The organism is Streptomyces torulosus (assembly GCF_001419765.1).
GTDB lineage: Bacteria > Actinomycetota > Actinomycetes > Streptomycetales > Streptomycetaceae > Streptomyces > Streptomyces torulosus.
In genome coordinates, this window is record NZ_LIRK01000287.1 from 1 (window position 1) to 24,376 (window position 24,376).

The 24,376-nt window shown below is 72.5% G+C and carries 19 protein-coding genes, 1 tRNA gene and 1 pseudogene; 12 read left to right on the forward strand and 9 right to left on the reverse strand.

All coding sequences use genetic code 11. The features are described 5' to 3' along the window. Window positions 1–100: 100 nt before the first annotated feature. A pseudogene (locus tag AOK23_RS20445) lies at window positions 101–1,725 on the forward strand (IS200/IS605 family accessory protein TnpB-related protein). A gap of 158 nt (window positions 1,726–1,883) precedes the next feature. After that, the gene (locus AOK23_RS20450; RefSeq protein ID WP_055714139.1) at window positions 1,884–2,585 is read left to right on the forward strand and encodes a FadR/GntR family transcriptional regulator; all 702 of its coding nucleotides are present in this window, start codon (window positions 1,884–1,886) and stop codon (window positions 2,583–2,585) included. Window positions 2,586–2,594: 9 nt separating this feature from the next. Here AOK23_RS20450 and AOK23_RS20455 read toward each other — a convergent pair whose 3' ends face one another. From AOK23_RS20455 to AOK23_RS20475, 5 genes are all read right to left on the reverse strand, one after another. Beyond that, the gene (locus AOK23_RS20455) at window positions 2,595–3,122 is read right to left on the reverse strand and encodes a ferredoxin family protein (protein WP_055714140.1); all 528 of its coding nucleotides are present in this window, start codon (window positions 3,120–3,122) and stop codon (window positions 2,595–2,597) included. Beyond that, window positions 3,119–3,583 (reverse strand): YchJ family protein, encoded by a 465-nt coding sequence (locus AOK23_RS20460; protein ID WP_157878100.1) that lies wholly within the window; start codon window positions 3,581–3,583, stop codon window positions 3,119–3,121. The genes AOK23_RS20455 and AOK23_RS20460 overlap by 4 nt, the downstream gene beginning before the upstream one ends. A 46-nt stretch (window positions 3,584–3,629) precedes the next feature. Beyond that, window positions 3,630–5,018, reverse strand: a complete 1,389-nt coding sequence (locus AOK23_RS20465) for a M1 family metallopeptidase (protein ID WP_206336246.1) — start codon at window positions 5,016–5,018, stop codon at window positions 3,630–3,632. Between the two features lie 68 nt (window positions 5,019–5,086). After that, window positions 5,087–8,953, reverse strand: coding sequence for a Pls/PosA family non-ribosomal peptide synthetase (locus AOK23_RS20470; protein WP_055714143.1), 3,867 nt, complete (start codon window positions 8,951–8,953; stop codon window positions 5,087–5,089). 283 nt (window positions 8,954–9,236) lie between these two features. Beyond that, window positions 9,237–9,321: transfer RNA gene (locus AOK23_RS20475), tRNA-Leu, on the reverse strand. Window positions 9,322–9,520: 199 nt separating this feature from the next. On the opposite strand from AOK23_RS20475, the gene AOK23_RS20480 reads away from it, so the two are divergent. The 3 genes from AOK23_RS20480 (at window position 9,521) to AOK23_RS20490 (ending at window position 12,353) form a co-directional block, all read left to right on the forward strand. Continuing rightward, window positions 9,521–10,846 carry a M20/M25/M40 family metallo-hydrolase gene (locus tag AOK23_RS20480; protein WP_055714144.1) on the forward strand — a complete coding sequence of 442 codons (1,326 nt, stop codon included), beginning with the start codon at window positions 9,521–9,523 and terminating at the stop codon, window positions 10,844–10,846. Between the two features lie 158 nt (window positions 10,847–11,004). Next, window positions 11,005–11,238 carry a chaplin ChpH gene (gene chpH, locus AOK23_RS20485; protein WP_055714145.1) on the forward strand — a complete coding sequence of 78 codons (234 nt, stop codon included), beginning with the start codon at window positions 11,005–11,007 and terminating at the stop codon, window positions 11,236–11,238. 131 nt (window positions 11,239–11,369) lie between these two features. Continuing rightward, on the forward strand, window positions 11,370–12,353 hold the full coding sequence (locus AOK23_RS20490; protein WP_055714146.1) for a chaplin: 984 nt from the start codon (window positions 11,370–11,372) through the stop codon (window positions 12,351–12,353). A gap of 71 nt (window positions 12,354–12,424) precedes the next feature. Here AOK23_RS20490 and AOK23_RS20495 read toward each other — a convergent pair whose 3' ends face one another. Continuing rightward, the gene (locus tag AOK23_RS20495; protein WP_005485166.1) at window positions 12,425–12,613 is read right to left on the reverse strand and encodes a DUF5703 family protein; all 189 of its coding nucleotides are present in this window, start codon (window positions 12,611–12,613) and stop codon (window positions 12,425–12,427) included. A gap of 48 nt (window positions 12,614–12,661) precedes the next feature. Between AOK23_RS20495 and AOK23_RS20500 the strand changes: the two genes are divergently transcribed. After that, window positions 12,662–13,411 (forward strand): hypothetical protein, encoded by a 750-nt coding sequence (locus AOK23_RS20500; protein ID WP_055714147.1) that lies wholly within the window; start codon window positions 12,662–12,664, stop codon window positions 13,409–13,411. Window positions 13,412–13,633: 222 nt separating this feature from the next. On the opposite strand, the gene AOK23_RS20505 is transcribed toward AOK23_RS20500, so the two are convergent. Continuing rightward, complete coding sequence (locus AOK23_RS20505; protein ID WP_055714148.1) at window positions 13,634–15,916, reverse strand: helix-hairpin-helix domain-containing protein; 2,283 nt, start codon at window positions 15,914–15,916, stop codon at window positions 13,634–13,636. Further along, entirely contained in the window at window positions 15,913–16,896 is a 984-nt protein-coding gene (locus AOK23_RS20510) for an aldo/keto reductase (RefSeq protein WP_055714155.1), read from the reverse strand. Before AOK23_RS20510 ends, AOK23_RS20505 begins: the two co-directional genes overlap by 4 nt. A 173-nt stretch (window positions 16,897–17,069) precedes the next feature. Here AOK23_RS20510 and AOK23_RS20515 point away from each other — a divergent pair, with 173 nt between their 5' ends. Together AOK23_RS20515 and AOK23_RS20520 are read left to right on the forward strand one after the other, a co-directional pair. After that, window positions 17,070–18,125: an LLM class F420-dependent oxidoreductase gene (locus AOK23_RS20515; protein WP_055714149.1), complete on the forward strand. Its 1,056-nt coding sequence runs from the start codon at window positions 17,070–17,072 to the stop codon at window positions 18,123–18,125. 229 nt (window positions 18,126–18,354) lie between these two features. Next, window positions 18,355–19,143: a hypothetical protein gene (locus AOK23_RS20520; protein ID WP_055714150.1), complete on the forward strand. Its 789-nt coding sequence runs from the start codon at window positions 18,355–18,357 to the stop codon at window positions 19,141–19,143. 79 nt (window positions 19,144–19,222) lie between these two features. On the opposite strand, the gene corA is transcribed toward AOK23_RS20520, so the two are convergent. Next, window positions 19,223–20,218, reverse strand: coding sequence for a magnesium/cobalt transporter CorA (gene corA, locus AOK23_RS20525; protein ID WP_055714151.1), 996 nt, complete (start codon window positions 20,216–20,218; stop codon window positions 19,223–19,225). Window positions 20,219–20,274: 56 nt separating this feature from the next. Between corA and AOK23_RS20530 the strand changes: the two genes are divergently transcribed. The 4 genes from AOK23_RS20530 to mshC all read left to right on the forward strand — a co-directional run bounded on the left by AOK23_RS20530 (window position 20,275) and on the right by mshC (window position 23,840). Further along, entirely contained in the window at window positions 20,275–20,961 is a 687-nt protein-coding gene (locus tag AOK23_RS20530; protein ID WP_055714152.1) for a histidine phosphatase family protein, read from the forward strand. A gap of 96 nt (window positions 20,962–21,057) precedes the next feature. Continuing rightward, complete coding sequence (locus AOK23_RS20535) at window positions 21,058–21,648, forward strand: DUF3090 domain-containing protein (protein WP_055514112.1); 591 nt, start codon at window positions 21,058–21,060, stop codon at window positions 21,646–21,648. Next, the gene (locus tag AOK23_RS20540; protein ID WP_055714153.1) at window positions 21,612–22,448 is read left to right on the forward strand and encodes an SCO1664 family protein; all 837 of its coding nucleotides are present in this window, start codon (window positions 21,612–21,614) and stop codon (window positions 22,446–22,448) included. Before AOK23_RS20535 ends, AOK23_RS20540 begins: the two co-directional genes overlap by 37 nt. 162 nt (window positions 22,449–22,610) lie before the next feature. After that, window positions 22,611–23,840 carry a cysteine--1-D-myo-inosityl 2-amino-2-deoxy-alpha-D-glucopyranoside ligase gene (gene mshC / locus AOK23_RS20545; protein WP_055714154.1) on the forward strand — a complete coding sequence of 410 codons (1,230 nt, stop codon included), beginning with the start codon at window positions 22,611–22,613 and terminating at the stop codon, window positions 23,838–23,840. Window positions 23,841–24,376: the final 536 nt, after the last annotated feature.

Sequence of the window (24,376 nt, forward strand, 5' to 3'; positions counted from 1 at the left end):
GGAACGAAGGTTCCTCGGTCGCATGTGTGACCTTCGCCCGTGTGGGTCGTTGAGGAGCGTGGTGAGGGTTCGGCTGGTGCCGGGGACGGTGGTGATGGGGATGGGTGGGCTGCGGGAGTTGGCGGCGCCGTTCGTCGCCGTCGGCCCGTCGGGTGTGGCGGTCCGTGACCGGCTCAAGCAGCTGACGGCAAAGGACGAGACCGTACTGCGCCTGGTCGGTGACCATCTGGGCGCGCTCGCCTCCCGGGATCTGAAGGTCCGGTGTGCGGGCTGGACCACGACGCCGAGGGGTGGGCTGCGCGTAAGCGGTCTGTGACGGGGGTGTCGTCCTCCCGTTGGGCCGGGTCGATCACGAAGGCCACGCATGATCAGTGGGGGCTGGCCCGGCGGAGTCAGCTCGCGCACATCCAGGGCCTGGAAGCGGGTGTGCGGATGCTCGCGCACCGGTTGTCGCTGCCGGTGGGCGAGAAGGGCAGTAAGCATGCTCCAGGGGGTTATGCGAGCAGGCGGGAGTGGCATGCGAAGGCGCGCCGCCTGCACGTGCTCACCGACCGGCTCCAAGCCCTCCGGGCGGACTGGGAAGCCGGGCGCGTGCACGTGGTGCGGGGCGGAAAAGGGTTGCTGAACACCCGCCACCACCTCGCTGCCGCCCAGCTCACCGAGGAGCAGTGGCGCACCCGCTGGCAGGCCGAGCGCCGCTTCCTCCAGGCCGACGGCGAGTCCGGCAAACGGTTCGGCAACGAGACCATCCGCGTCACCCCCGACGGCGAGATCTCCCTCAAACTCCCCGCCCCGCTGGCGTCTTTGGCGAATGCCCCGCACGGCCGGTACGTGCTCACCGCCCGGGTGAGGTTCGCGCACCGGGGTGAGCAGTGGGCCGACCGCATCCATGCGAACCGGGCCGTGGCCTACCGCATCCACGAGGACACGACACGCGGCCGCTGGTACCTCACCGCCTCCTGGACCAACCCTGCGGTGCAGAGCGTGCCGCTGGCCGCAGTCCGCGCGGGCGGTCTGGCGGGGGTCGACACCAACGCCGACCACCTGGCCGCCTGGCGCCTGGACACCCACGGCAACCCCATCGGCGCACCCAGACGGTTCGGCTACGACCTGACCGGCCCCGCCGCCCACCGCGACGCCCAGGTCCGGCATGCCCTGATCCGCCTGCTGCACTGGGCCCGCCGCCATCACCTCGCCCTCGCCATCGAGGACCTCGACTTCACCGCGGAGACGACGCGTGAGAAACACGGCCGCCGCAAACGGTTCCGCACCCTGGTCTCCGGTATGCCCGTGGCCAGGCTGCGGGCCCGGCTGGTGTCGATGGCCGCCGAACTCGGCATTCCCGTCGTCGCCGTCGACCCCGCCTACACCAGCCGCTGGGGCGCCCAGCACTGGCAACAGCCCCTCACCAGCAAGACAAGGAAACCCACCCGCCACGACGCGGCAGCCGTGGCGATCGGAAGGCGCGCCCTCGGGCACCCGGTCCGGCGACGGACGGCACCGCCCCCACACGACCGGAGCGATCGTGCGGGGCATCGGACGGTCCAGGCCCCACCAGGTGACCTGGGGCGTGAGGGAACCCGCCCCCGCATCCCCGGACCACGGACACGATCCGTGCCGCCCGGACGCGGAGCGAACGCGGGCGACCAGGACACCCAACACCGTTCGGGGCGTCCGACTGAGCATGAGTTCTGGCAACAGGACTCACTCCCGCTCAGTCTTTAGGAACGGTACGCATCGCTACCTCGCTGTCCTCGTCGACATCTGAGACGTCAGCTCGACGTCGACGCACACTGAAGCCCATTACGTAGGATTAATTCAAGCCCTCGTCGCAAATAAATCTGACTTTTTCTTGGCGCCCCTCGCCTCGTACCCTGATCCCCATGACCACACCGGGCCGGGGGCTGCACGGCCGAGTACTGGACATGCTCGGGCCGGCGATCACGGCAGGCGACTACCCGCCGGGCAGCGTCCTGCGCACCGATGAACTCGCCCAGCGGTTCGAGGTGTCGCGCTCCGTGATGCGGGAGGCGGTGCGGGTGCTGGAGTCGATGCACCTGGTCGAGTCCCGCCGCCGGGTGGGAGTGATCGTCCGCCCGGCGGCCGCCTGGAACGTCTACGACCCGCAGGTCATCCGTTGGCGTCTCGCGGGCGCCGACCGCCCCCGCCAGCTGCGTTCGCTGACCGTCCTGCGGTCGGCGGTCGAGCCGGTCGCCGCGGCCCTGGCCGCGACCCACGCCACCGCCGAGCAGTGCGCCGCCATCACCGAGTGCGCGATCGGCATGGTCGCCCACTCACGCGGCCACAAACTGGAGGGCTACCTCCTGCACGACGTCGCCTTCCACCGGCTGATCCTCACCGCCTCCGGCAACGAGATGTTCGCCCGCCTCGGCGACGTCGTCGAGGAGGTCCTCGCGGGCCGCACCCACCACGAGGTCATGTTCGACGACCCCGACCCCGCCGCCGTCACCCTCCACGTCCAGGTCGCCGAGGCCATCCGCGAGGGCGACGCCGCCCGCGCCGAACACCTCACCCGAGAGATCACCGAGGGCGCCCTGAAGGAACTCGACATACTGGCCCCTTGAGCCCCGCGGCTACAGCTCCGGCAACGGGTCACCGACGCCGGGGGAGCGCCGCTCCTCCAGCCAGTACAGATAGACGCGGAGATCGTCGGCGAGCCCGTCGGCGATGTAGGCCGCGAAGGCCCGCACGGCCAGGGCGATCTCCTGCCCCGACCGGGCGTCGAACTCGTCCCACTCGCTCCTCCGGCCGACCAGGTACTCCGTGACCCGCCCCCGATCACGCCACCACTGCCGCACGAGGCCCGGAGTCCACCGGGCGTCCCCGTCGCAGCCGTATCCGGCCAACGGGTCGCTCTCGGCCGCCTCGACCAGCCGGGCCGTCTGCGCGACCGTCCTCGGCTGACGGAAGACGTACTCGGTGGCGTAGTCACCTCCGTAGAGCACGTGGTCGGGCGCGTGCAGCCGCCCGGTCCAGCAGGTGTCGGTGTCCCCGCCGTACAGCGGCCCCGGCACGTTCAGCCACAGCCGGTCGTCCCACTGTCCCTCGAACGAGTCGCGGTGGTCACCGATCGCGCTCAGCGGGTCGAAGTACCGGGTCACGACTCCAGGAACTCCCCGTCCACATACACCCACGCCCCGTCCACCCGCTCGAACCGGCTGCGTTCGTGCAGGGAGCCGCCGCGGAACGAGGCGCGGAAGGTGACCGTGCCGGTGGTGTGGAAGGCCGAACCCTCGCTCGTGCCGAGGATCTCCAGGCCGGTCCAGCGCATGCCCGGGTCGAAGTCGACCTGTGTCGGACGCGTGCGCGGATGCCAGGTCCGCAGGAGGTACGCCTCGTCCTCGACGACGAAAGCGCTGTACCGGGACCGCATCAGGGCCTCGGCGGTCGGGGCCCCGGCCGACCCGGCGTGGAAACGGCCGCAGCAGCCCTCGTACGGGCCCGGAAGACCGCACGGGCACGGGCCGGCCGCCCTCGACGGCACCCCGCCGGGGGCCGAGGGCCTGGCGGCGGACCTGGACGAGGGCTTCGAACGGGCCTTGGGGCTGCGACGCGACGACATGACCGCCATTCTGCCCGCCCCCGGCACCCGCCCTTACGCGGAGCCCTTACGCGGAGCCCGCGTTCGTCGGCGGATACGGCGGCCGCGCGGGCACCGCCCCACCCGCCGGCGACGCCTGCGGCAGCGGCGGCAGCGCCGGCTCGTGCAGCCACGCCGCGAAGAGATCGTCCAGCGGCCCGTCCGCGTACCGCCCGACGTGCGCGGTGAACGACGCCGTCGTCACGGCACCCCCGCGATGCACCGCCGCCCAGCCGCGCAGCATCCGGAAGAACGCCGCGTCACCGAGGGCGCAGCGCACGGCGTGCACGGTCAGTCCGCCACGCTCGTAGAGCCGGTCGTCGAACATCAGCTTGCGGCCCGGATCCGCCAGCCGCAGATCCTGCGGGAGCGCCGCCAGCTTCCGGTGCGCGGCGGCCGCCAGCTGCCCCGCCGTACGCCCGCCGGACCGCTCCGACCACAGCCACTCCGCGTACTTGGCGAACCCCTCGTTCAGCCAGATGTGCCGCCAGTCCGCGATGGACACGCTGTTGCCGAACCACTGGTGGGCCAGCTCGTGCGCGACCAGCCGCTCCGAACCCCGCGCCCCGTCCACATGGTTGGCGCCGAACAGCGACAACCCCTGTGCCTCCACCGGGACATCGAGCTCCTCCTCGGTGACCACCACCGCGTACTCACCGAACGGGTACGGCCCGAAGAGCTCCTCGAACAGCTCCATCATGGCGGGCTGCCGCGCGAAGTCCCGCGAGAACTCGGTGAGCATGTGCGCCGGGATGTGCCCGTGCTGCGGCACCCCGCCCGGACCCGGATCGCCCAGCAGCACCGTCTGGTACTTCCCGATCGACAGGCCGACGAGATAGCTCGACGTCGGCGCCGACTGCTCGTACACCCACGTCGTCGTGGACGCCTTCGTCGTCCGCGTCAGCAGGCGCCCGCCCGCGACCACCTGGTACGCCGACGGCGTGGTGATCGAGATCTGGTACGACGCCTTGTCCGCCGGCCGGTCGTTGCACGGGTACCACGACGGCGCCCCCACGGGCTGGCTCGCCACCAGCGCCCCGTCCGCCAGCTCCTCCCAACCGAGCCCGCCCCACGGGCTGTTGACCGGCTTCGGATTCCCCGACCACTGCACCTCGACCGTGAACGCGGCCCCTGCCCGGATCGGCTTCGCGGGCCGGACACGCAGCCTGCCTCCCCGGTGCGTGTAGTGCGGCGCCCGCCCGTCGACCCGGACCCGGCCGACCTTGAAGTCGGCCAGGTTCAGCTGGAACTCGGTGAGAGCCGCACGGCCCGCTATGGCGTTCAGCCGCGCGGTGCCGGACAGCCGGTTGGGCCCGGGACGGTAGTCCACGCCCAGCTCGTACCGGTGCACCCGGTAACGGGCGTCACCGTTCGCCGGGAAGTACGGGTCCGGACCCATCGCCTGCTGAACCGCCACTGCCGCTTCTGCTCCCCGCTCCGCTGTCGTACGACGTCCATCGTCCCCCGGCATCGCGGACACGGCGCTCAGGGCCGCCACACCTCGATCGGGTTGCCCAGCCACCGGGTGTCGTCCGGGACGGACTCCGCGGCCATGACCAGCGACGCCGGACCCAGCGTGGTGCGGGCTCCGATCACACTGCCGGGCAGGACGATCCCGCCCGGGCCCAACGTGGCGCCCTCACGGAGTTCCACAGTATCCGTCCGCAAGATCCGGTCGTGGAAGAGGTGGGTCTGCAGCACGCATCCCCGGTTCACCGTGGCGCCGTCGCCGAGCGTCACCAGATCGGTCTCGGGCAGCCAGTAGCTCTCCACCCACACCCCCCTGCCGATCCGCGCCCCGAGCCCGCGCAGCCACACGTTCATCAGCGGCGTACCGGGCACCGACCCGGCCAGCCACGGCACGGCCACCACCTCCACGAAGGTGTCCGCCAGCTCGTTGCGCCACACGAACCCGCTCCACAGCGGATGCTCACCACTGCGGTGCCGCCCCACGAGCAGCCACTTCGCGACGACCGACAGCACACCCCCCAGTACGCCCGCGCCGAGCAGCACCAGCCCGCCGAGCAGCCACCCCCAGCCGCCCAGCGCGCTCAGCACGGCCACGGTCAGCAGCGCCAGCCCCGCCGAGCAGAACACCGGCACGATCCGGCACAGCTCCACCAGGGCCCGCGCCCACAGCAGCCGCGCCGGCGGCTCGTACGTCCGGCTCTGGTCCCCGCCGGCCGCCGCCCTCGGCAGCTTCATCGGCGGCAGCCCCAGGTACGAGCTGCCCTTCTTCGCCTTCTTCGGCGTCGCCGACAGCACCCCCACCAGCCCGCCGTCCGGCACGGAACGCCCCGGCGCGGTCATCCCGGAGTTCCCGAGGAACGCCCGCCGCCCGATCTCCGCCCGCCCGATCCGTATCCAGCCGCCACCCAGCTCGTACGGCGCGGTCAGCGTGTCGTCCGCGAGGAACGCCCCGTCCCCGACCGTCGTCAGACTCGGCAGCGCGAGCACGGTGGACACCTCGGCACCCTTCCCGATCCGCATCCCCAGCAGCCGCAGCCACACCGGCGTCACCAGCCCCGCGTACAGCGGGAACAGCGTCTCCCGCGACCGGTCCATCAACTGGCTCACCGTCCACGCCTGCCAGCCGACCCGGCTGTGCGTGGGATGCGTGCCCTCCCGCAGCCCCAGGCTCAGCAGCCGCACGGCCACGAGCAGCAACAGCGCGTACGCCGCCCCGAACGCGAGCGTCGCGGGCACCAGGCCCACCGCCGCGCCCCGCACCGCGGACCCGAGCCCGGCACCCGGCGCCACGAACAGCGCCAGCACGGCCAGCGCGGCGACCCCGGCCAGCAGCGGCAGCGCGGTCAGCCCGACACCGGTCGCCCCGTACGCGGCCCGCCAGAACAGGCCCCGCTGCGGACGCGCCTTCGGCCAGTTCCGCTTCGCCTTGCCCAGCTTGACCGCGGGAGCCCCCGCCCAGCGCTGCCCGGTGGGGATCTGCCCGGCCACCGCCGACCCCGGCGCCACCTCGGCCCGCTTGCCGACCCGCGCCCCCGGCAGCAGCATGCTCCGCGTCCCGACCACCGCGCCGGCGCCCACCTTCACGGCGCCGATCTCCAGCCGGTCCCCGTCCAGCCAGTACCCGGACAGGTCCACCTCCGACTCCACGGCCGCGCCCCGCCCGAGCTTCAGCAGCCCGGTCACCGGCGGCAGCGCGTGCAGATCGACCTCGGCACCCACCTTGGCGCCCAGCGCCCGCGCGTACCGCTCCAGCCACACCCCGGTCAGCGAGGTCGCCCCGCTGAACTCGGCCAGCCGCTCCGCGGCCCACAGCCGCAGATGCACGCTCCCGCCCCGCGCGTACCGCCCCGGCCGGACCCCGCGCAGCAGCAGCCGCGCCCCGCCCGCCGCCACCGCGAGCCGTCCCGGCGGCGTGAAGAACACCAGCGCCCCGGCCGCCACGGCCCACCAGGGCGCCGTCGGCAGCCACGCGTACGACCCGAGCAGATTGCCCAGCGCCGCCAGCGGAACCACCCATCGCAGCCCCAGCAGCGTGAACAGCGGCACGAGCAGCAGCAGTTGCACGACCCGCGCCCGCACCGGCACGGCCGCCACGGCCCGCCCCGCACCGTCCTCCTGCGCCGACTCCTCCAGGTACCGGGCCAGCTTCCGCAGCGTCGGCCGCTGGTAGACGTCCAGCACCGCCACGCTCGGATACCGGCTCCGCAGCCGCGTCGTCAGCTGCGCGGCCGCCAGACTGCCGCCGCCGATCGCGAAGAAGTCGTCGTCGGCGCCGCCCACCGGCACACCCAGCACCTCGGCCCACTGCTCGGCGAGCCACGCCTCGGTGCCGTACAACTGCTCGGCCGGCCCGCCGGTCTCCAGCTCCGGCAGCGGCCACGGCAGCGCGTCCCGGTCGACCTTCCCCGACGTCCGCGTCGGCAGCTCCTCGACCGGCGCCAGCAGAGGCACCAGCGCCGCCGGCAGCTCCGCCCGCAGCCGCTCCACGGCCGCCGCATGGTCCCACCCGTCCTGGGTGACCACATAGCCGACCAGCAGCTGGTTCCCGCTCCGCGCGGTCCGTACGGCGGCCGCGGCGCCCGCGACGCCGGGCAGGCCCTGCAGCGCGGCGTCCACCTCGCCCAGCTCGATCCGCCGCCCGCCGAGCTTGATCTGCTCGTCCGCCCGCCCGAGGAAGACCAGCCCCTCCGGCTCGGCCCGCACCAGGTCACCGCTGCGGTAGGCGCGCTCCCAGCCCAGCGACGCGAGCGGCGCGTACTTCTCCGCGTCCTTCTCGGCGTCCAGGTACCGCGCGAGGCCCACTCCGCCGATCACCAGCTGCCCGCTGCCGCCCATCGGCACCGGTTCCCCGGCCTCGTCGACGACGGCCAGCTCCCAGCCGTTCAGCGGCAGCCCGATCCGGATCGGCTCCGTGCCGCTCATCAGCGAGGCACACGCCACGACGGTCGCCTCGGTCGGCCCGTACGTGTTCCAGACCTCGCGCCCCTCCGTCACCAGCCGCTGCGCCAGCTCGGGCGGGCACGCCTCACCGCCGAAGATCAGCAGCCGGACGTCGTTGAGCGTCTCCGGCTCCCACAGCGCCGCGAGCGTCGGCACCGTCGACACCACGGTGATCTCCTGCTCGACCAGCCACGGCCCCAGATCGGCGCCGCTCCTGACCTGCGCGCGCGGCACCGGCACCAGACAGGCCCCGTACCGCCAGGCCAGCCACATCTCCTCGCAGGACGCGTCGAAGGCCACCGAGAGGCCGGCCATGACCCGGTCCCCGGGCCCGATCGGCTCCTCGGCCAGGAACAGCTCCGCCTCGGCGTCCACGAACGCGGCGGCGCTGCGATGACTCACGGCGACACCCTTGGGCTTCCCGGTCGAACCGGAGGTGAAGATGATCCACGCGTCGTTCTCGACCCCGGGCCGCGCGGCGGGGGAGCAGGACGCGCCGTGGACGGTCAGCTGGTGCCCGGCCCCGACGACGGCCCGCACCCCGGCCTCCCCGAACACCAGCTCGGCGCGCTCGTCGGGGTCCTCGGCGTCCACCGGGACGTACGCGGCGCCGGCGGCCAGCACCGCGAGGATCGCCACGTACAGGTCGTTGGTGCCCGACGGCACCCGCACCCCGACCCGGTCCCCGAGCCCGACGCCCACCTCGCCCAGCCGCCGCCGCAGTCGCTCCACCTCTATGGCCAGCGCGCGATAGGTGAGCCGCCGAGTGCCGTCGTCCAGCGCGGGCTCGTCCGGGAACGACCGCACGGACGCCTCGAAGACGTCGACGAGGGTGCGGGGGGAGGCGGCGGGCCCCGCCGAGAACAGGGCCGGCCCGTCGAGTCCCTCCGCCAGTTCCCCCTCCAACAGGGTCAGCTCGGGACTCTCGTACACGGCGGCCATCGGATCCTCGCCTTTCACACCCGGACGACCCGGGGGGCACCGGCGGGCCCGCAGGTCTGCCTGGGGATGTTTCCGTCCCGGCGCCGAACAAGCCCCATACTCTAGTGCTCACGTGACTACGGCCTGTCGTATCGGCCAAGAGGACGCATCCGCGAAGCAACCCGGAGGCATCGGGCCATCCCCGTGAGCTGGGGTTTTCCCGGCGGGGCGAGACGTCTCCCACATTTCGCCGCACTCTACGCACAAAGGCCGCGACCTGATGGTCGCGGCCTTCGCCACTGTGTGTCCGAGGGGGGACTTGAACCCCCACGCCCGATAAAGGGCACTAGCACCTCAAGCTAGCGCGTCTGCCATTCCGCCACCCGGACAAGGTGTCTGTCGTGCGGGGTGTCCCCCGCGGCGACAGAGGAAACATTACCAGGCTTTCCGGGGCCCTCGATCACACCCCGTTCCCGGTGGCCCCGGGCGTGAACGGCGTGTGACGGGCCGGTCCCGGTCTTGGGGCGGGCCCCTGGGCAGGAGGAGGATGAGGGGGAACCACCAGCAGCGACAGCGGGAGGAAGCAGCGTGAGCGAGACGGACACGGCCAGGCGCGTGACCGGCGAGGACGAGGTCGTGGACCTCTGCCGCGAGCTGATCCAGATCGACACCAGCAACTTCGGCGACCACTCGGGCCCGGGTGAACGCAAGGCCGCCGAGTACGTCGCGGAGAAGCTCGCCGAGGTGGGTCTCGAACCGAGGATCTTCGAGTCGCACCCGGGCCGTGCCTCGACGGTGGCCCGCATCGAGGGCGAGGACCCGTCCCGGCCCGCGCTGCTCATCCACGGCCACACCGACGTCGTCCCGGCCAACACCGACGACTGGACCCACCACCCCTTCTCCGGTGAGGTCGCCGACGGCTGTGTGTGGGGCCGGGGCGCGGTCGACATGAAGGACATGGACGCGATGACCCTCGCGGTCGTCCGGGACCGGCTGCGCAGTGGCCGCAAGCCCCCGCGCGACATCGTCCTCGCCTTCCTCGCCGACGAGGAGGCCGGCGGCACGTACGGCGCCAAGTACCTGGTCAAGAACCACCCCGAGCTCTTCGAGGGCGTCACCGAGGCGATCAGCGAGGTCGGCGGGTTCTCCTTCACCGTCAGTGAGCAGCGGCGGCTCTATCTGATCCAGACGGCCGAGAAGGGCATGCACTGGATGAAGCTGACCGTGGCCGGCACCGCCGGGCACGGCTCGATGATCCACCGCGACAACGCCATCACCGAGCTGTCCGAGGCCGTCGCCCGCCTCGGCCGCCACACGTTCCCGGTGCGGGTCACCAAGACCACCCGCGCCTTCCTCGACGAACTCGGCGACGCGCTCGGCACCGAGCTGGACCCGGAGAACATGGAGGGCACCCTCGCCAAGCTCGGCGGGATCGCCAAGCTCATCGGCGCCACCCTCAGCAACACCGCCAACCCCACCCAGCTCGGCGCCGGCTACAAGGTCAACGTCATCCCCGGCGAGGCCACCGCGCACGTCGACGGACGGTTCCTGCCCGGCTTCGAGGAGGAGTTCCTCGCCGACCTCGACAAGATCCTCGGGCCCAAGGTGCGGCGCGAGGACGTGCACTCCGACAAGGCGCTGGAGACGTCCTTCGACGGGGCGCTCGTGGACGCCATGCAGTCCGCGCTGGTCGCCGAGGACCCGGCCGCGAAGGCGGTCCCGTACATGCTCTCCGGCGGTACGGACGCCAAGTCCTTCGACGACCTCGGTATCCGCGGCTTCGGCTTCGCCCCGCTGAAGCTGCCGCCGGAGCTGGACTTCGCGGGCATGTTCCACGGCGTCGACGAACGCGTGCCGGTGGAGGGCCTGAAGTTCGGTGTGCGCGTGCTCGACCGATTCCTCGACGCATCCTGACCTTCTTGCGTGTCGGAGCGACTCTTTTATTCGGTAGCGCGTACGAAGATCGACCGGGTCGGGTGAATCGGAACATAAGCTCGTAGCTCCATTCATCCCTCCTCGTTACAGGTGATGTGACTCGCTCTTCGGGGTCGCTTTGCCAACAAGGAGGAATAATGATCAAGAAGGTCGTCGCTGCTGCGGCTGCCACCGGTGGTCTCGTGCTCGCGGGTGCGGGTCTGGCTGTTGCCGACGCCGGCGCCCAGGGTGCCGCTGTCGGTTCCCCGGGTGTCGCGTCCGGCAACGTCGTCCAGGTGCCCGTTCACGTCCCTGTGAACGTGTGCGGCAACACGATCAACGTGATCGGGCTGCTGAACCCCGCCTTCGGCAACACCTGCATCAACAAGTGACGTTGTGCCTCACCCGGTGAGGGTCCGATAACCGTTGGCCCCGGAGTGTGCGCCATGCACTCCGGGGTCGACCGGTTCCCCGGACAAGGTGAAGAACATCAGACCATAGGGCTAAGGCAGGTAATTCAGACATGCGACAGGTCACCCGCAAGGGCCTGATGACGATGGCGGCCGCGTCCGGCGTCCTCGCCGCGGCCGGCGGTTACGCGCACGCCGATTCCGGCGCCCAGGGCTCCGCGACCCATTCTCCCGGCGTCCTCTCAGGCAACAACGTGCAGGCGCCGGTCGAGGCCGAGGTCAACGTCTGCGGCAATACCGTCAGCGTCGTCGGGCTGCTCAACCCCGCGTCCGGCAACACGTGTTCCAACGGCGTCAAGACCGGCAAGCACGCCGGTGGCGGTGGTTCCGGATCGTCGTACGGGGGCTCGCGGGCGCAGGGGTACGCCAGTGACTCGCCCGGCGTCGCGTCGGGCAACCATGTGCAGGCCCCGGTGCACGTACCGGTCAACGTCTGCGGCAACAGCGTCAACGTGGTCGGCGTCGGCAACCCGGCCACGGGCAACGAGTGTTCCAACGGCGGGGGCGGCCACCACGGCTCCTCGCACGGCGGCGGCCACGGCTCCTCCCACGGCGGCGGATCCCACGCGGACGGTCACACCGGCAACTCGCCGGGCGTCGGCTCCGGCAACCATGTGCAGGTCCCGGTGGACGTCCCGGTCAACGCCTGCGGCAACAGCGTCAGCGTGATCGGTCTCGGCAACGGCACGACCGGCAACGACTGCGGGAACCCGGGCGGTGGAGGGTCGCACGAGAACCCCGGCGGCCCGCAGAACCCGCCGGTCGAGCGGCCCGGCCCGGAGCAGCCCGGTAACCCCGGTAACCCCGAGACCCCCGGCAACCCCGGTAACCCGGGCACCCCCGGTAACCCGGGCACCCCCGGCCCCGGTGGTGGCACCGACACACCGGGTACCCGGACCGTCGCCCAGCCCGGGGCGGTCGGGCAGCTCGCCCAGACCGGCGCCGAGGTGCCGCTCGGCCTCGCCCTGTCGGTGGGCGCCGGCACGCTCCTCGGGGGCGCGATGATCTACCGCAAGGCACGGGCCACCGCGCGGTAACCGGACCCCGCGCACAGGAAACGGAGCGGGCCCCGCACCAGCGGGGCCCGCTCCGTTTTTCTCTGCTCACATCACCACGTGGCCCGCACCTGGCGGATGATCCGTCGGCGCAACCGCACCCTGCGGCTGCCATCGCGCAGCAGACTCAGTCGGTCCAACTCCCAGTGTCCGTACTCGGCATGGTCCGTCAGCAGGCGTGTGGCGTCCTTGCGGGAGACCCCGCGCGGTACGTACACGTCGACAAATTCGTATTCCGGCATCGGTATCTATTGTGCGGGCTGGGGCTCGGTACGGATAGCGTCTGCACTATGTCTGATGCTGCGCAGCCCACCGCTGCCGAGGTACGCGCCGCCGCCGAGGCGGTCAAGACCGCGCTCGACCGCCACCTGGCCGCGGTCGAACGCCGGTCGGGTGAGGACGACCCGGCCGTCTACGAGGCGTTCAACGAGCTGGCCGCGGCCGCCGAGGAGTACGACGAACTGCTCTACGACCGCTACGACGAGGTCACTCCCTTCGAGATCCCCGGCACCGAGGACATGCCGCCGTACACCGGCCCCGAGGAGCCGAGCGCGCTGAGCGTGCTGATCCGGCGGGACTACACGGTGGCGGAGCCGCAGCGGTTGCTGGCGCAGGCGCAGCGGGTGGAGGCGGCCGACGAGCCGTCCGCCGTCGGCGCCGGCGACGACGAGGCGTCGGCCACCGTCCACGGCGCCCTGGGCGTTCTGTTCGGCGAGTTCGAAGCGGACGAGATCGCCTCCCGGCACAAGGAGTTCGGCCTGGAGGAGGGCGACTCCACGCTCTGGGTCACCGCCGGGGACGACACGGCCGACCCCGGGGAGTGGCTGGAGGCCCCGTTCGAGAACGTCGACCCCCAGCGGGTCGTCTGCCGCTTCGACGTCAGCGCGGTCTTCGACGAGGACGAGGACGACATCGAGGACGACATCGAGGACGACATCGAGGACGACATCGAGGACGTCGAGGACGTCGAGGACGAGATCGATGTGGACGAGGACCTGGACGAGGACGAGGAGTTGGAGCCGCTGGACGCGGACCGGTAGGGCGGGCGTCGGACCGCCGGACGCCCATGGGCTCGGGTCCGCCCGTGGGCGATCAAGCGCGGGCCGTCCGCGCTTGATCGTGCGGTTCCCCGCGCCCCTGAGGACGGCCCTCCGGGCCGATCCCAGGGGCGCGCCGCTCCGCCGGGCCGACGGACGGTGCCGCCCGGCTGCGCCGCTTTCACCGGCCGTTCCCCTCAGCCGCGCCCACCCCGGCCCCTGGCGTCAGCCGGCCGGGGGTACCTGCGCCTTGAGCAGGGCCGGGAGGCGGGTCGTGCGGGGCTTCGGGGGGACCTCGGCGACCGCGCGGGGGAGCAACTGCTCGACGCCGTGGACGACGGACAGGTGCCGCTCCGCACGGGAGAACGCGGTGTAGACCCAGGGACGGCTGAGCGCCGCGCCCGCGTCACCCGGCAGTACGACCACCGCGGCCGGCCAGCGGTGCCCCACCGCCTGGTGCGCCGTGAGCGCCCACCCGTGCCGTACGGCCGTCTCGACCCGCTCCTTCGGTACGACGACGGCGCCGCCCGCGCACTCCAGGTGCAGCCCCTCCGCGTCGGCCTTCACGACGCGCCCCGGCGTCGCACGGCCCGGTACGGGGGAGTGGACGACACGGTCACCGGGGTCGAACCCGCCGAAGCGGCCCGGCCCGGGGTTCAGCCGCTCCTTCAGCGCAGCGTTCAGCGCACGGGTGCCCGCCGCGCCCCCATGGCCGGGGGTGATCACCTGCACCTGCTCGGCCGGGACGCCGAAGGCCCTCGGCACGGAGTCCACGACGAGCTGCACGGTCCGGTGCACCGCCTCCCCGGCGTCCCGCACCGGCACGATCACGACCTCCTTGCCGGGCGCCTCCACCTGGTTCAGCTCCCCGATCCCGATCCCGGAGACCAGCTCACCGAGCGGGCCGGGGTCCGGGGTCCGTGAGGAGACCTGAGGGCAGGCCCGGGCGGCGAGGAGGTCCGCGAACACCCGACCCGGCCCGGCGGACCACAGCACCCCCGGATCGCCGCTGAGCACCAGCCGTGCCCCGTCGGGCAGCGACTCGACCAGGACGGCGGCGGTCTCCACGTCGAGCTGCGGCGCGTCCAGCACCACGAGCAGATCGAGGGCGAACGCGCCCTCGGTGTCCCTGCCGGGCCCCTCGACTCCGGCCAGCAGCCCGCCCACGGTGACCACGGCGGAACCGCCCGCCCCGGCGTCGCCGGGGGCCGCGCCGCCCGTGCCGGCGGCGTCCAGCAGCGCGGCGAACCGCCGCCGGCCGTCCGCGCTGTGCGTGGCGGCGTACGCCCGCAGCCCGAGGGCGCGCGCGGCGGCGACCAGCACGGCGGGCTCGGCGCGGGCGGCCTCGCCGCCGGTGTGCAGGACGAGCCCGTCCCCCGCGACGGCGCGGATCAGGTCGGCGGCGGGACGGGGCGCCGACGCGGCCGCGGACGCCCAGTCCGTGGTGTCGTCCTTGGGCAGGGAGTTCATGATCCGGGCGAGGCCGTCGGCGAGGCTCTCCTCGGCGAGGGCGTACCGCTCCAGGCCGACCAGGACACGCACCGGGCGCTCCGGCTCCTCCTCGTCGTCCTCGGCGTCCGTGGCCGCCGCGACGGGCGGGGCGTCGTCGAGCGCGTCCTGGAAGATCAGCGCCTCGCCCTCCGCGACGGCGCTCTGCACGGCCTCGTCCGGGTCCGGCACCGCACGCTGGGCGAGCGCGGTGGTGAGGGCCGGCACCTCCAGCGCGGTGTGCCCGGCGACGGCGGCCTGTTCCAACAGCCATACCGTGACCGCCCGGCCGCGCCGCTCGTCGTCCGGGCCGCACTCCGCGCCGAGCAGCGCCCGCGCGAAACCGTCGGCCTGTTCGGGCCGGACCCCGACGACCCGCAGCAACTGCCAGGGGTCCTCGCGCAGTCGGTCACCGGCGCCCTCGCCGAGCGCCTCGGCGACCTGCGGCGCCAGCGTCTCCGGGGCACCGCCCTCGGCCAGCACCGCGCGCACCGCCCCGACCGTCTCGCCGGACGGTGCCACGGCGACGGGGGCGGCCACGGGCTCCGGGCGCCGCACCGGTTCCGGCGCGGGCCGCCGAGGCGCGGGCTCCGGCTCCGCGAAGACGGTGGCCGAGGGCTTCTGCCCGCCCTCCACGGCCCGTACGGCAGCCAGCAGGTCGGCCGCCGTGCCGCTGAGCTTGGCGCCCGCCGTGATCGGCCCCTTCTTCCCGGCCTTGCGGCGCTCGATCCGCTCCCGCTCCCGCTTCTGCGCCGCCAACTCGGCCTGAGCCTCGGACAGGTCGGACGCGCCGTCGGCGCTCTCCGCGCCGGCAGCCGCGTCCCCCGTGGCCTCCGCGCCCGCGTCCTCGGCGGTCTCCCCGGTCTCCCCGTCCTCCGGGGCACCGTCGTCCGTGGCCGCGGCGGCCGCCGTTCCCCGGTCGTCGGGTGTGCCCTCGGCCTCCGGGGTCCCGGCGTCGGGGGTTGCGTCGGCGCGATCCCCCGGCTCGTCCGGCTCCGTGGTCGCGGGCTCCGTGCTCACAGCGTGCTCCAGTCGTGATCGGGATAGTGGTGCACGGGCGCCGACACGTCGTCGAGCGCCCGGCAGATCTCGTCAGGAAGACTAAGGGTCTCCACTGACAACGCCGCCGTGAGCTGGAGCGCGTTGCGCGCTCCGACGATGGGCGCGGCGACACCCGGCCGGTCCCGGACCCAGGCGAGGGCGACCTGCAGCGGCGTCACGGCGAGCCCGTCCGCGGCGGTCTGCACCGCGTCCACGATGCTGGTCGCCGTGTCGTCGAGGTACGGCGCGACGAACCGGGCCATGTGCTCGGAGCCGCCCCGCGAGTCCGGCGGCGTGGCGTGCCGGTACTTCCCGGTCAGCACCCCGCGGCCCAGCGGGGAGGACGGGAGCAGCCCGACCCCGAGGTCCAGCGCGGCCGGCAGCACCTCGCGCTCGACGCCGCGCTGGAGCAGGGAGTACTCCATCTGCGTACTGGCCAGCCGGGTGCGTATCCCCGGTGCGGCGAGCTGCCAGGTGGCCGCCTTCGCGAGTTGCCAGCCGCAGAAGTTGGAGACCCCGGCGTAGCGGGCGCGGCCACTGCTGACGGCCAGGTCGAGGGCGTGGAGCGTCTCCTCCAGCGGTGTCTCGGGGTCGTAGGCGTGGAGGTGCCAGAGGTCGACGTGGTCGGTGCCGAGGCGGGCCAGGGAGGCGTCCAGGGCGGCGAGCAGATGACCGCGGGAGCCGTCGAAGCGGCGGTCGGGGTCGGGGACGCTGCCCGCCTTCGTGGAGATGACCAGGTCACGGCGGGGCACGAGGCCGTCCATCAGCTGGCCGAGCAGATATTCGGCCTCGCCGTCGCCGTACACGTCCGCCGTGTCGACGAGGGTGCCGCCCGCCTCCCAGAACACCTTCAACATGTCCGCGGCGTCATGCTCGTCCGTGTCGCGGCCCCACGTCAGGGTGCCGAGCCCGATCCGGGACACGCGCAGGCCGGTACGGCCGAGATGCCTCTGCTCCATGGACGCCGACATTACTGTCCGGAGTTCGCCGTGTGGGGGCCTGTGGACGACGATTTCCCCAGCGCACCGCGCGACCGGCCACGACGCACCCGCGCTGGCCACCCTGCCGCCTCCCCCCGGTAGGGTCGGCGGAACAAGGACGTTACCGATCGGTAAGGGGAAGGCGGGTCTACATGAAGCTCGGGATCAACCTCGGCTACTGGGGCGCCGGAATGGACGGGGACAACCTGGCCGTGGCTCAGGAGGCCGACCGCCTCGGCTACGCGGTGTGTTGGGCGGCGGAGGCGTACGGCTCGGACGCCGCCACCGTGCTCAGCTGGGTCGCCGCGAAGACCGAACACATCGACGTCGGCTCGGCCATCTTCCAGATCCCGGCCCGCCAGCCGGCGATGACCGCCATGACCGCCGCGACCCTGGACTCGCTCTCCGGCGGCCGGTTCCGCCTCGGCCTCGGGGTCTCCGGCCCGCAGGTCTCCGAGGGCTGGTACGGCGTGAAGTTCGACAAGCCGCTCGCCCGCACCCGCGAGTACGTCGAGATCGTCCGCAAGGCGATGACCCGCGAGCGTCTGTCGCACGACGGCGAGCACTGGACGCTGCCGCTGCCCGGCGGCCCCGGCAAGCCGCTCAAGCTCACCGTGCACCCCACCCGCGAGCACATCCCGCTGTACATCGCGGCGATCGGTCCGAAGAACCTGGAGCAGACCGGTGAGATCGCCGACGGCGCGCTGCTGATCTTCCCGTCGGCCGCGCACCTCGAGGACACCGCCATCACGCACCTGCGCGCGGGCCGCGAGAAGGCCGGCAAGACCCTCGACGGGTTCGACGTGTGTCCGACGCTGCCGCTCGCCGTCGGCGACGACAAGGACGTCACGACGCTCGCCGACACCTTCCGCCCGTACACCGCGCTGTACGTCGGCGGCATGGGCAGCCGCAAGCAGAACTTCTACAACCAGCTCGCCCAGCGCATGGGCTACGAGAAGGAGGCCGCCGAGATCCAGGACAAGTACCTGGCCGGCGACAAGGCCGGTGCCGCGGCCGCGATCCCGCACGAGCTGATCGACCAGACGACGCTCCTCGGCTCCGTGGAGCGCATCGCCGACCGGATGAAGGCCTACAAGGAGGCCGGCGTCACCACCCTCACGCTGGCGCCCGCGGGCTTCACGCTGGACGAGCGGATCGCCTCGCTGCGGGCCGGCACCGAGGCCCTGGAGCGGGCCGGGCTCGCGTAACGGGAGGGGCCGGTACGTCGGCCCGGAGAAGTTCTACGGCCGTGGTGGGGGCTCGGGGGTCTTCCCCGCCACGGCCGTCACGGGACACAACGCGCCACCGGCCCTGTCGGTTACGCGTCTTCGCCGCCCTGTCGTCCTTCGTTTGGCGGATTTGTCCGACACAGCTGTTGCCCGACTCCTGGTACCCCATTTGACTCGATTTGCAGGGTCCTGCAGAGAGGTGCCTCAGATGCTTTCGGTCAAGAGCCTGTTCCAGGAGATCATCGACGACGACGAGTCGTTCCGGCTGTTCTGCTCCATCGCCGCCAGCGGCGAGTCGCAGGGCGGCTGGGAGAACGCGCGCATCGCCGCGCTCGTCCCGGAGAGCGAGCGCGCGCTCGCCCCCAGGATCACCCGCCACGGCGCGGACGAGGACAAGCACGGACGGATCTTCAACGCCCTGATGAGGAAGCGCGGCCTCGAACCCGTGGAGGTCCCGCCGGAGACCGACTACACGATGCTCCTGGAGCGCGACGGCATCGGACTGGCCCACGAGAAGCTCAAGGCCGACCAGGCCCTCACGGTGCGGGACATCATCGTCTACCTGTCCCACAGCCGCGTCACCGAACAGCGCGCCTCCGAGCAGATGGTGCTGCTCCGCAAGCACTTCGCCGACCACCCGGAGATCGGCAAGGCCGTCCGGATGATCTCCGACGACGAGGACAACCACCTCGCGTACACCCACGAGGAACTCCTGCGGTTCGCCGCCGCCGGACACGGCCGCCTCATCCAGCGGACCCTGCGCGAGTGCGCCCTCGCCGAGATCGCCGTCTACCGGGACGTCAGCCTCGCCGTGATGGCCCACATGGGGCGTGTGCTCGGCTGGCCGAAGGCCAAGTCCGCCGTGCTCGCCGCGGGCATCCACGCGGTGTACGCCTACGAGCGGGCCTTCGGCTGGCGCCGCATGGTCACCCTGGAGATGCCGGAACGCCGCGACGCGCTCGGCGGACCGGCGACCGCGGCACCCGAGTTCGCCTGAGTCCCGGGCACGAACAGCCGCACGCGCGCGCGGAGCACTTCCCGCTCCGCCTGGCCTCCCCGCGCGCGGCGGCCGGTCGTCACAGCCACCCGCGCCGTTTGAACAGCCGGTACACCAGCACCTCCAGCACGGCCGTCACCGCGATCACCGCCGGATACGACCACACCCAGCGCAGCTCGGGCATGTGCTCGAAGTTCATGCCGTAGATCCCGGCGATCATCGTGGGGATCGCCGCCATGGCCGCCCACGCGGAGATCTTCCGCATGTCGTCGTTCTGCCGGACGCTCATCTGCGCGAGATGCGCCGAGAGGATGTCGGACACCAGCCGGTCCAGGCCCTCGACGGACTCGTTCACGCGGGTGAGATGGTCGCTGACGTCACGGAAGAAGGGCCGGGCCTGCTCGTTCACGAAGGGCACCGCGGAGCCGGTCGCACCCTGGCCGGAGAGCCGGGTGAGGGGCGTGGCGAGCGGGCCGGTGGCGCGGCGGAACTCCAGCACCTGGCGCTTGAAGGTGTAGATCCGCGACGCGGTGTTCCGCGAGCCGCCGACGTCCGGGGAGAACACCTCCGCCTCCAGCTCCTCCAGGTCCGTCTGGAGCTCGGTCGCCACCTCCAGATAGTGGTCGACCGTGGCGTCCGTGATCGCGTACAGCACCGACGTGGGCCCCTCGCCCAGCAGCTCCGGTTCCTGCTCCAGCCGCCGTCGTACGGCGTTCAGGGGCGAGCCGCCGCCGTGGCGGACGGTCACCACGAAGGCGTCGCCGAGGAACACCATGATCTCGTCCGTGCTCACCGTGTCCCCGGCCGGCTCGTACACCACCGGCTTCAGCACCATGAACAGCGAGTCCTCGTACACCTCCAGCTTCGGCCGCTGGTGCGCCTTCAGGGCGTCCTCGACGGCCAGCGGATGCAGTGCGAACTCCTCGGTGACGAGGGCGAACTCCTTCTCCGTCGGCTCATGCAGGCCGATCCACACGAAGCCGCCCGAGGCACGCGCGGCGGCCAGGGCGTCGGAGAGGTCCTCGGGCCCCTCGGTGCGGTGGCCGTCGCGGTAGACGGCGCAGTCGACGATCACAGGGAGTTCCTTTCTCGACGGGGGGAGCCGCAGGAGGGGCGTCTAGGCTGGGCCGCATGCCCACGTTGATCCTTGTCCGGCACGGCCGGTCCACCGCCAACACCGATGGGGTGCTCGCCGGGTGGATGCCCGGCGTCGCCCTCGACGAGCGCGGCACCGCGCAGGCTGCGGCACTGCCCGGCCGTCTCGCCGGGCTGCCGATCTCCGAGGTCGTCACGAGCCCCCTCCAGCGCTGCCAGGAGACGATGCGCCCCCTCCTGGAGGCCCGGCCCGAGCTGAGCCCGCACACCGACGACCGCATCGGCGAGTGCCACTACGGCGACTGGTCCGGCCGCAAGCTCGCCGAACTCGCCGACGAGCCCCTGATGCAGGTCGTCCAGTCGCACCCGACGGCGGTGCAGTTCCCCGGCGGGGAGTCGATGCGGGAGATGCAGCACCGGGCGGCGGAGGCGGTACGGGAGTGGAACGCGCGTGTGGAGCGCGACCACGGAGCGGACGCCGTGTATGTGATGTGCTCCCACGGCGACATCATCAAGTCGCTCGTGGCGGACGCACTCGGACTTCATCTGGACCTCTTCCAGCGGATCTCTGTCGAACCGTGTTCCATCACCGCGATCCGTTACACACGACTGCGGCCGTTTCTCGTCCGCCTCGGCGACACCGGGGACTTCGCGTCCCTGGCGCCGCGCGAGGAACCCCTGAACGGCGACGCCGCCGTCGGGGGCGGCGCGGGAGCACCGTGATCGTCAACCGCAGTAGGGTGAAGCGGTCGCGAAGGCGCTGAACCCGTCAGCAGCCGGAGTGACCGGTCCCGACGTCGATTCCAATGGAGACAGGACGTGTCCCGTCAGGTGTTCCTCTACGACCCCCCGGACCGCTTCGTGGCCGGTACGGTCGGGCTGCCCGGGCGCCGGACCTTCTTCCTGCAGGCCTCCTCAGGGCAGCGGGTCACCAGCGTGTCCCTGGAGAAGACCCAGGTCGCCGCGCTCGCCGAGCGTATGGACGAGCTGCTCGACGAGGTCGTGCGGCGCAGCGGCGGCAGTGCCCCGGTGCCCGCCGTCGCCCCCACCGAGGTCTCGGACACGGCACCGCTGGAGACCCCCATCGAGGAGGAGTTCCGCGTCGGCACCATGGCGCTGGCCTGGGACGGCGACGAGCAGCGCATGATCGTCGAGGCCCAGGCGCTGGTCGAGCTGGACGCCGATTCCGAGGAGGACCTCGCCGAGGCGGAGGAGCGGCTCCTCCAGGACGAGGAGAACGGCCCGCCGATGCTCCGCGTCCGCCTCACCGGCGCGCAGGCCAGGGCCTTCGCCAAGCGCGCCCTGGACGTCGTCAACGCGGGACGGCCGCCGTGCCCGCTGTGCAGTCTTCCGCTCGACCCGGAGGGACACGTATGTCCGCGACAGAACGGATACCGCCGCGGGGAGTGACCTCCGACGGGCGGACCTCGGCCGCCGTGCTGCTGGCCGAGGGCGAGCTGACCGTGCGCGGCCAGGTGCGCGAGGCGTCCAACGCGGTCCTGTACTGCTCGGTCTCGTACGAGGGACGCGAGGCCGCCTGCGTCTACAAGCCCGTCGCCGGGGAGCGCCCGCTGTGGGACTTCCCCGACGGGACGCTCGCGCAGCGCGAGGTCGCCGCGTACGAGGTGTCCGAGGCGACCGGGTGGGGGCTCGTACCGCCCACGGTGCTGCGGGACGGGCCCTACGGGGAGGGCATGTGCCAGCTGTGGATCGAGGGGGTGCCCGGCTCGGAGCTGCTCGCCCTCGTGGACGGTGAGGAGGCGGGGGAGGGCTGGAAGGCCGTCGGCTTCGCCGAGGTCGGCGACGGCGAGACCGCGCTCCTCGTGCACGCCGACGACCGGCGACTGCGCCGCCTCGCCGTCCTCGACGCCGTCATCAACAACGCGGACCGCAAGGGCGGCCACCTCCTGCCCGCCGCCGAGGACCGGCTCTACGGCATCGACCACGGTGTGACCTTCAACGTCGAGAACAAGCTGCGGACCCTGCTGTGGGGGTGGGCGGGGGAGCCCCTCACGGACGACGCCGTCGACGTGCTGAAGCGGTTGCGGGACGCGTTGGGCGACGGCGGGGAACTGGCGGCGAAACTGTCGCCCCTGATCACGGCCGCCGAACTGGACGCCACCAGGGAGCGGGTCGCCACCCTGCTGAGGACCGGCCGCCACCCGGAACCGAGCGGCGAGTGGCCGGCGATCCCGTGGCCGCCGGTGTGAGGACATCCGAGGGGTGACCCCGAACGGGCGCGGGGAACCATGCGATGCGCCCCGCCATCCGCCGCACCATCCGCCCCACCGTTCGTGGCCGCCGTACACCGCGCGGCTCCGAGCCGTCGGGCGGCCCGCTTAACCAGGGAAGGATCGGGTTAGGCTCGTGGCATGTATGCCTGGCCCGCTTCTGAGGTCCCCGTCCTGCCCGGCAAGGGCCGCGACCTGAGGATCCACGACACCGCGACCGGCGGTCTGGTCACCCTTGACCCCGGTCCCGTCGCCCGTATCTACGTCTGCGGTATCACCCCGTACGACGCTACCCACATGGGTCACGCGGCGACCTACAACGCGTTCGACCTCGTTCAGCGCGTGTGGCTCGACACCAAGCGGCAGGTTCACTACGTCCAGAACGTCACCGATGTCGACGATCCGCTGCTGGAGCGGGCCGAGCGCGACGGCATCGACTGGGTGGCCCTCGCCGAGAAGGAGACCGCCCTCTTCCGTGAGGACATGACCGCCCTGCGGATGCTGCCGCCGCGGGAGTACATCGGCGCCGTCGAGGCCATCCCCGGCATCGTCCCGCTCGTCGAGCGGCTCCGCGACGCCGGCGCCGCGTACGAACTCGAGGGCGACATCTACTTCTCCGTCGAGTCCGACCCCGACTTCGGCAAGGTCTCCGGTCTCGACGCCGCCGCGATGCGGCTGCTGTCCGCCGAACGCGGCGGCGACCCGGACCGGCCCGGCAAGAAGAACCCCCTCGACCCGATGCTGTGGATGGCCGCGCGCGAGGGCGAGCCCAGCTGGGACGGCGGCTCCCTCGGCCGCGGCCGGCCCGGCTGGCACATCGAGTGCGTCGCCATCGCCCTGGACCACCTCGGCATGGGCTTCGACGTGCAGGGCGGCGGCTCCGACCTCGCCTTCCCGCACCACGAGATGGGCGCCTCGCACGCCCAGGTACTGACCGGCGAGTTCCCCATGGCCAAGGCGTACGTCCACGCCGGCATGGTCGCGCTGCACGGCGAGAAGATGTCGAAGTCCAAGGGCAACCTCGTCTTCGTCTCCCGGCTGCGCCGGGACGGGGTCGACCCGGCGGCCATACGGCTCGCGCTCCTCGCCCACCACTACCGGGCCGACTGGGAGTGGACCGACCAGGTCCTCGAGGACGCCGTCGCCCGGCTGGGCCGGTGGCGTGCCGCCGTCTCCCGGCCCGACGGGCCGCCCGCCGAGGCGCTCGTCGAGGAGATCCGCGAGGCCCTCGCCGAAGACCTGGACGCCCCGGCCGCGCTTGCGGCGGTCGACCGCTGGGCCGCGCGGCAGCAGGAGCAGGGCGGTACGGACGAGGGGGCACCCGGTGTCGTCTCCCGCGCCGTGGACGCCCTCCTCGGCGTGGCCCTGTGAAGTAACGACTCTGCACAGGCGGCACGACAACTGCACAGGCGGCACGGCTGGGCACCGTCGGCACGGCTTCGCGCTGCCGGGACAGGGATGACCGGCCGTCACACGTGACACGTACTCATGGCGGTGCGGTGGTGTCGCAGCGAGGGGGCGCCTTCTCCGGACGGAGGGGGTGCCCCCTTTCGCCTACGCGGGGGCCCTCCGCGCAGACGGTGGCCGTTCCTCCGCGTACGCGCCGCTCCTCCGCCCCGGCGAGAGCCCTTCCTCTGCGTACGTGGGGGCGTCGAGGAGGCTGTCGTGGGGCTGTCGACGCCCTGTCGGTCGGTTGTCGAAGGCTGCGGGGTGGGGCGGCATGTGATGGGGTGACAGACGTCAGTCGAAGCCGGACCGGCCAGCCGCCGGTCCCTTCGTGGAAGGGACGCACAGTGGCACCCCCGCACTCCTCCTCCCGCTCCTCCCTCTCCCCTCACACCCCCCAACGCCCCGTCAGCCGACGCGGACTGCTCACGGCATCGGCCGCCACCGCGGGCGCCCTGCTC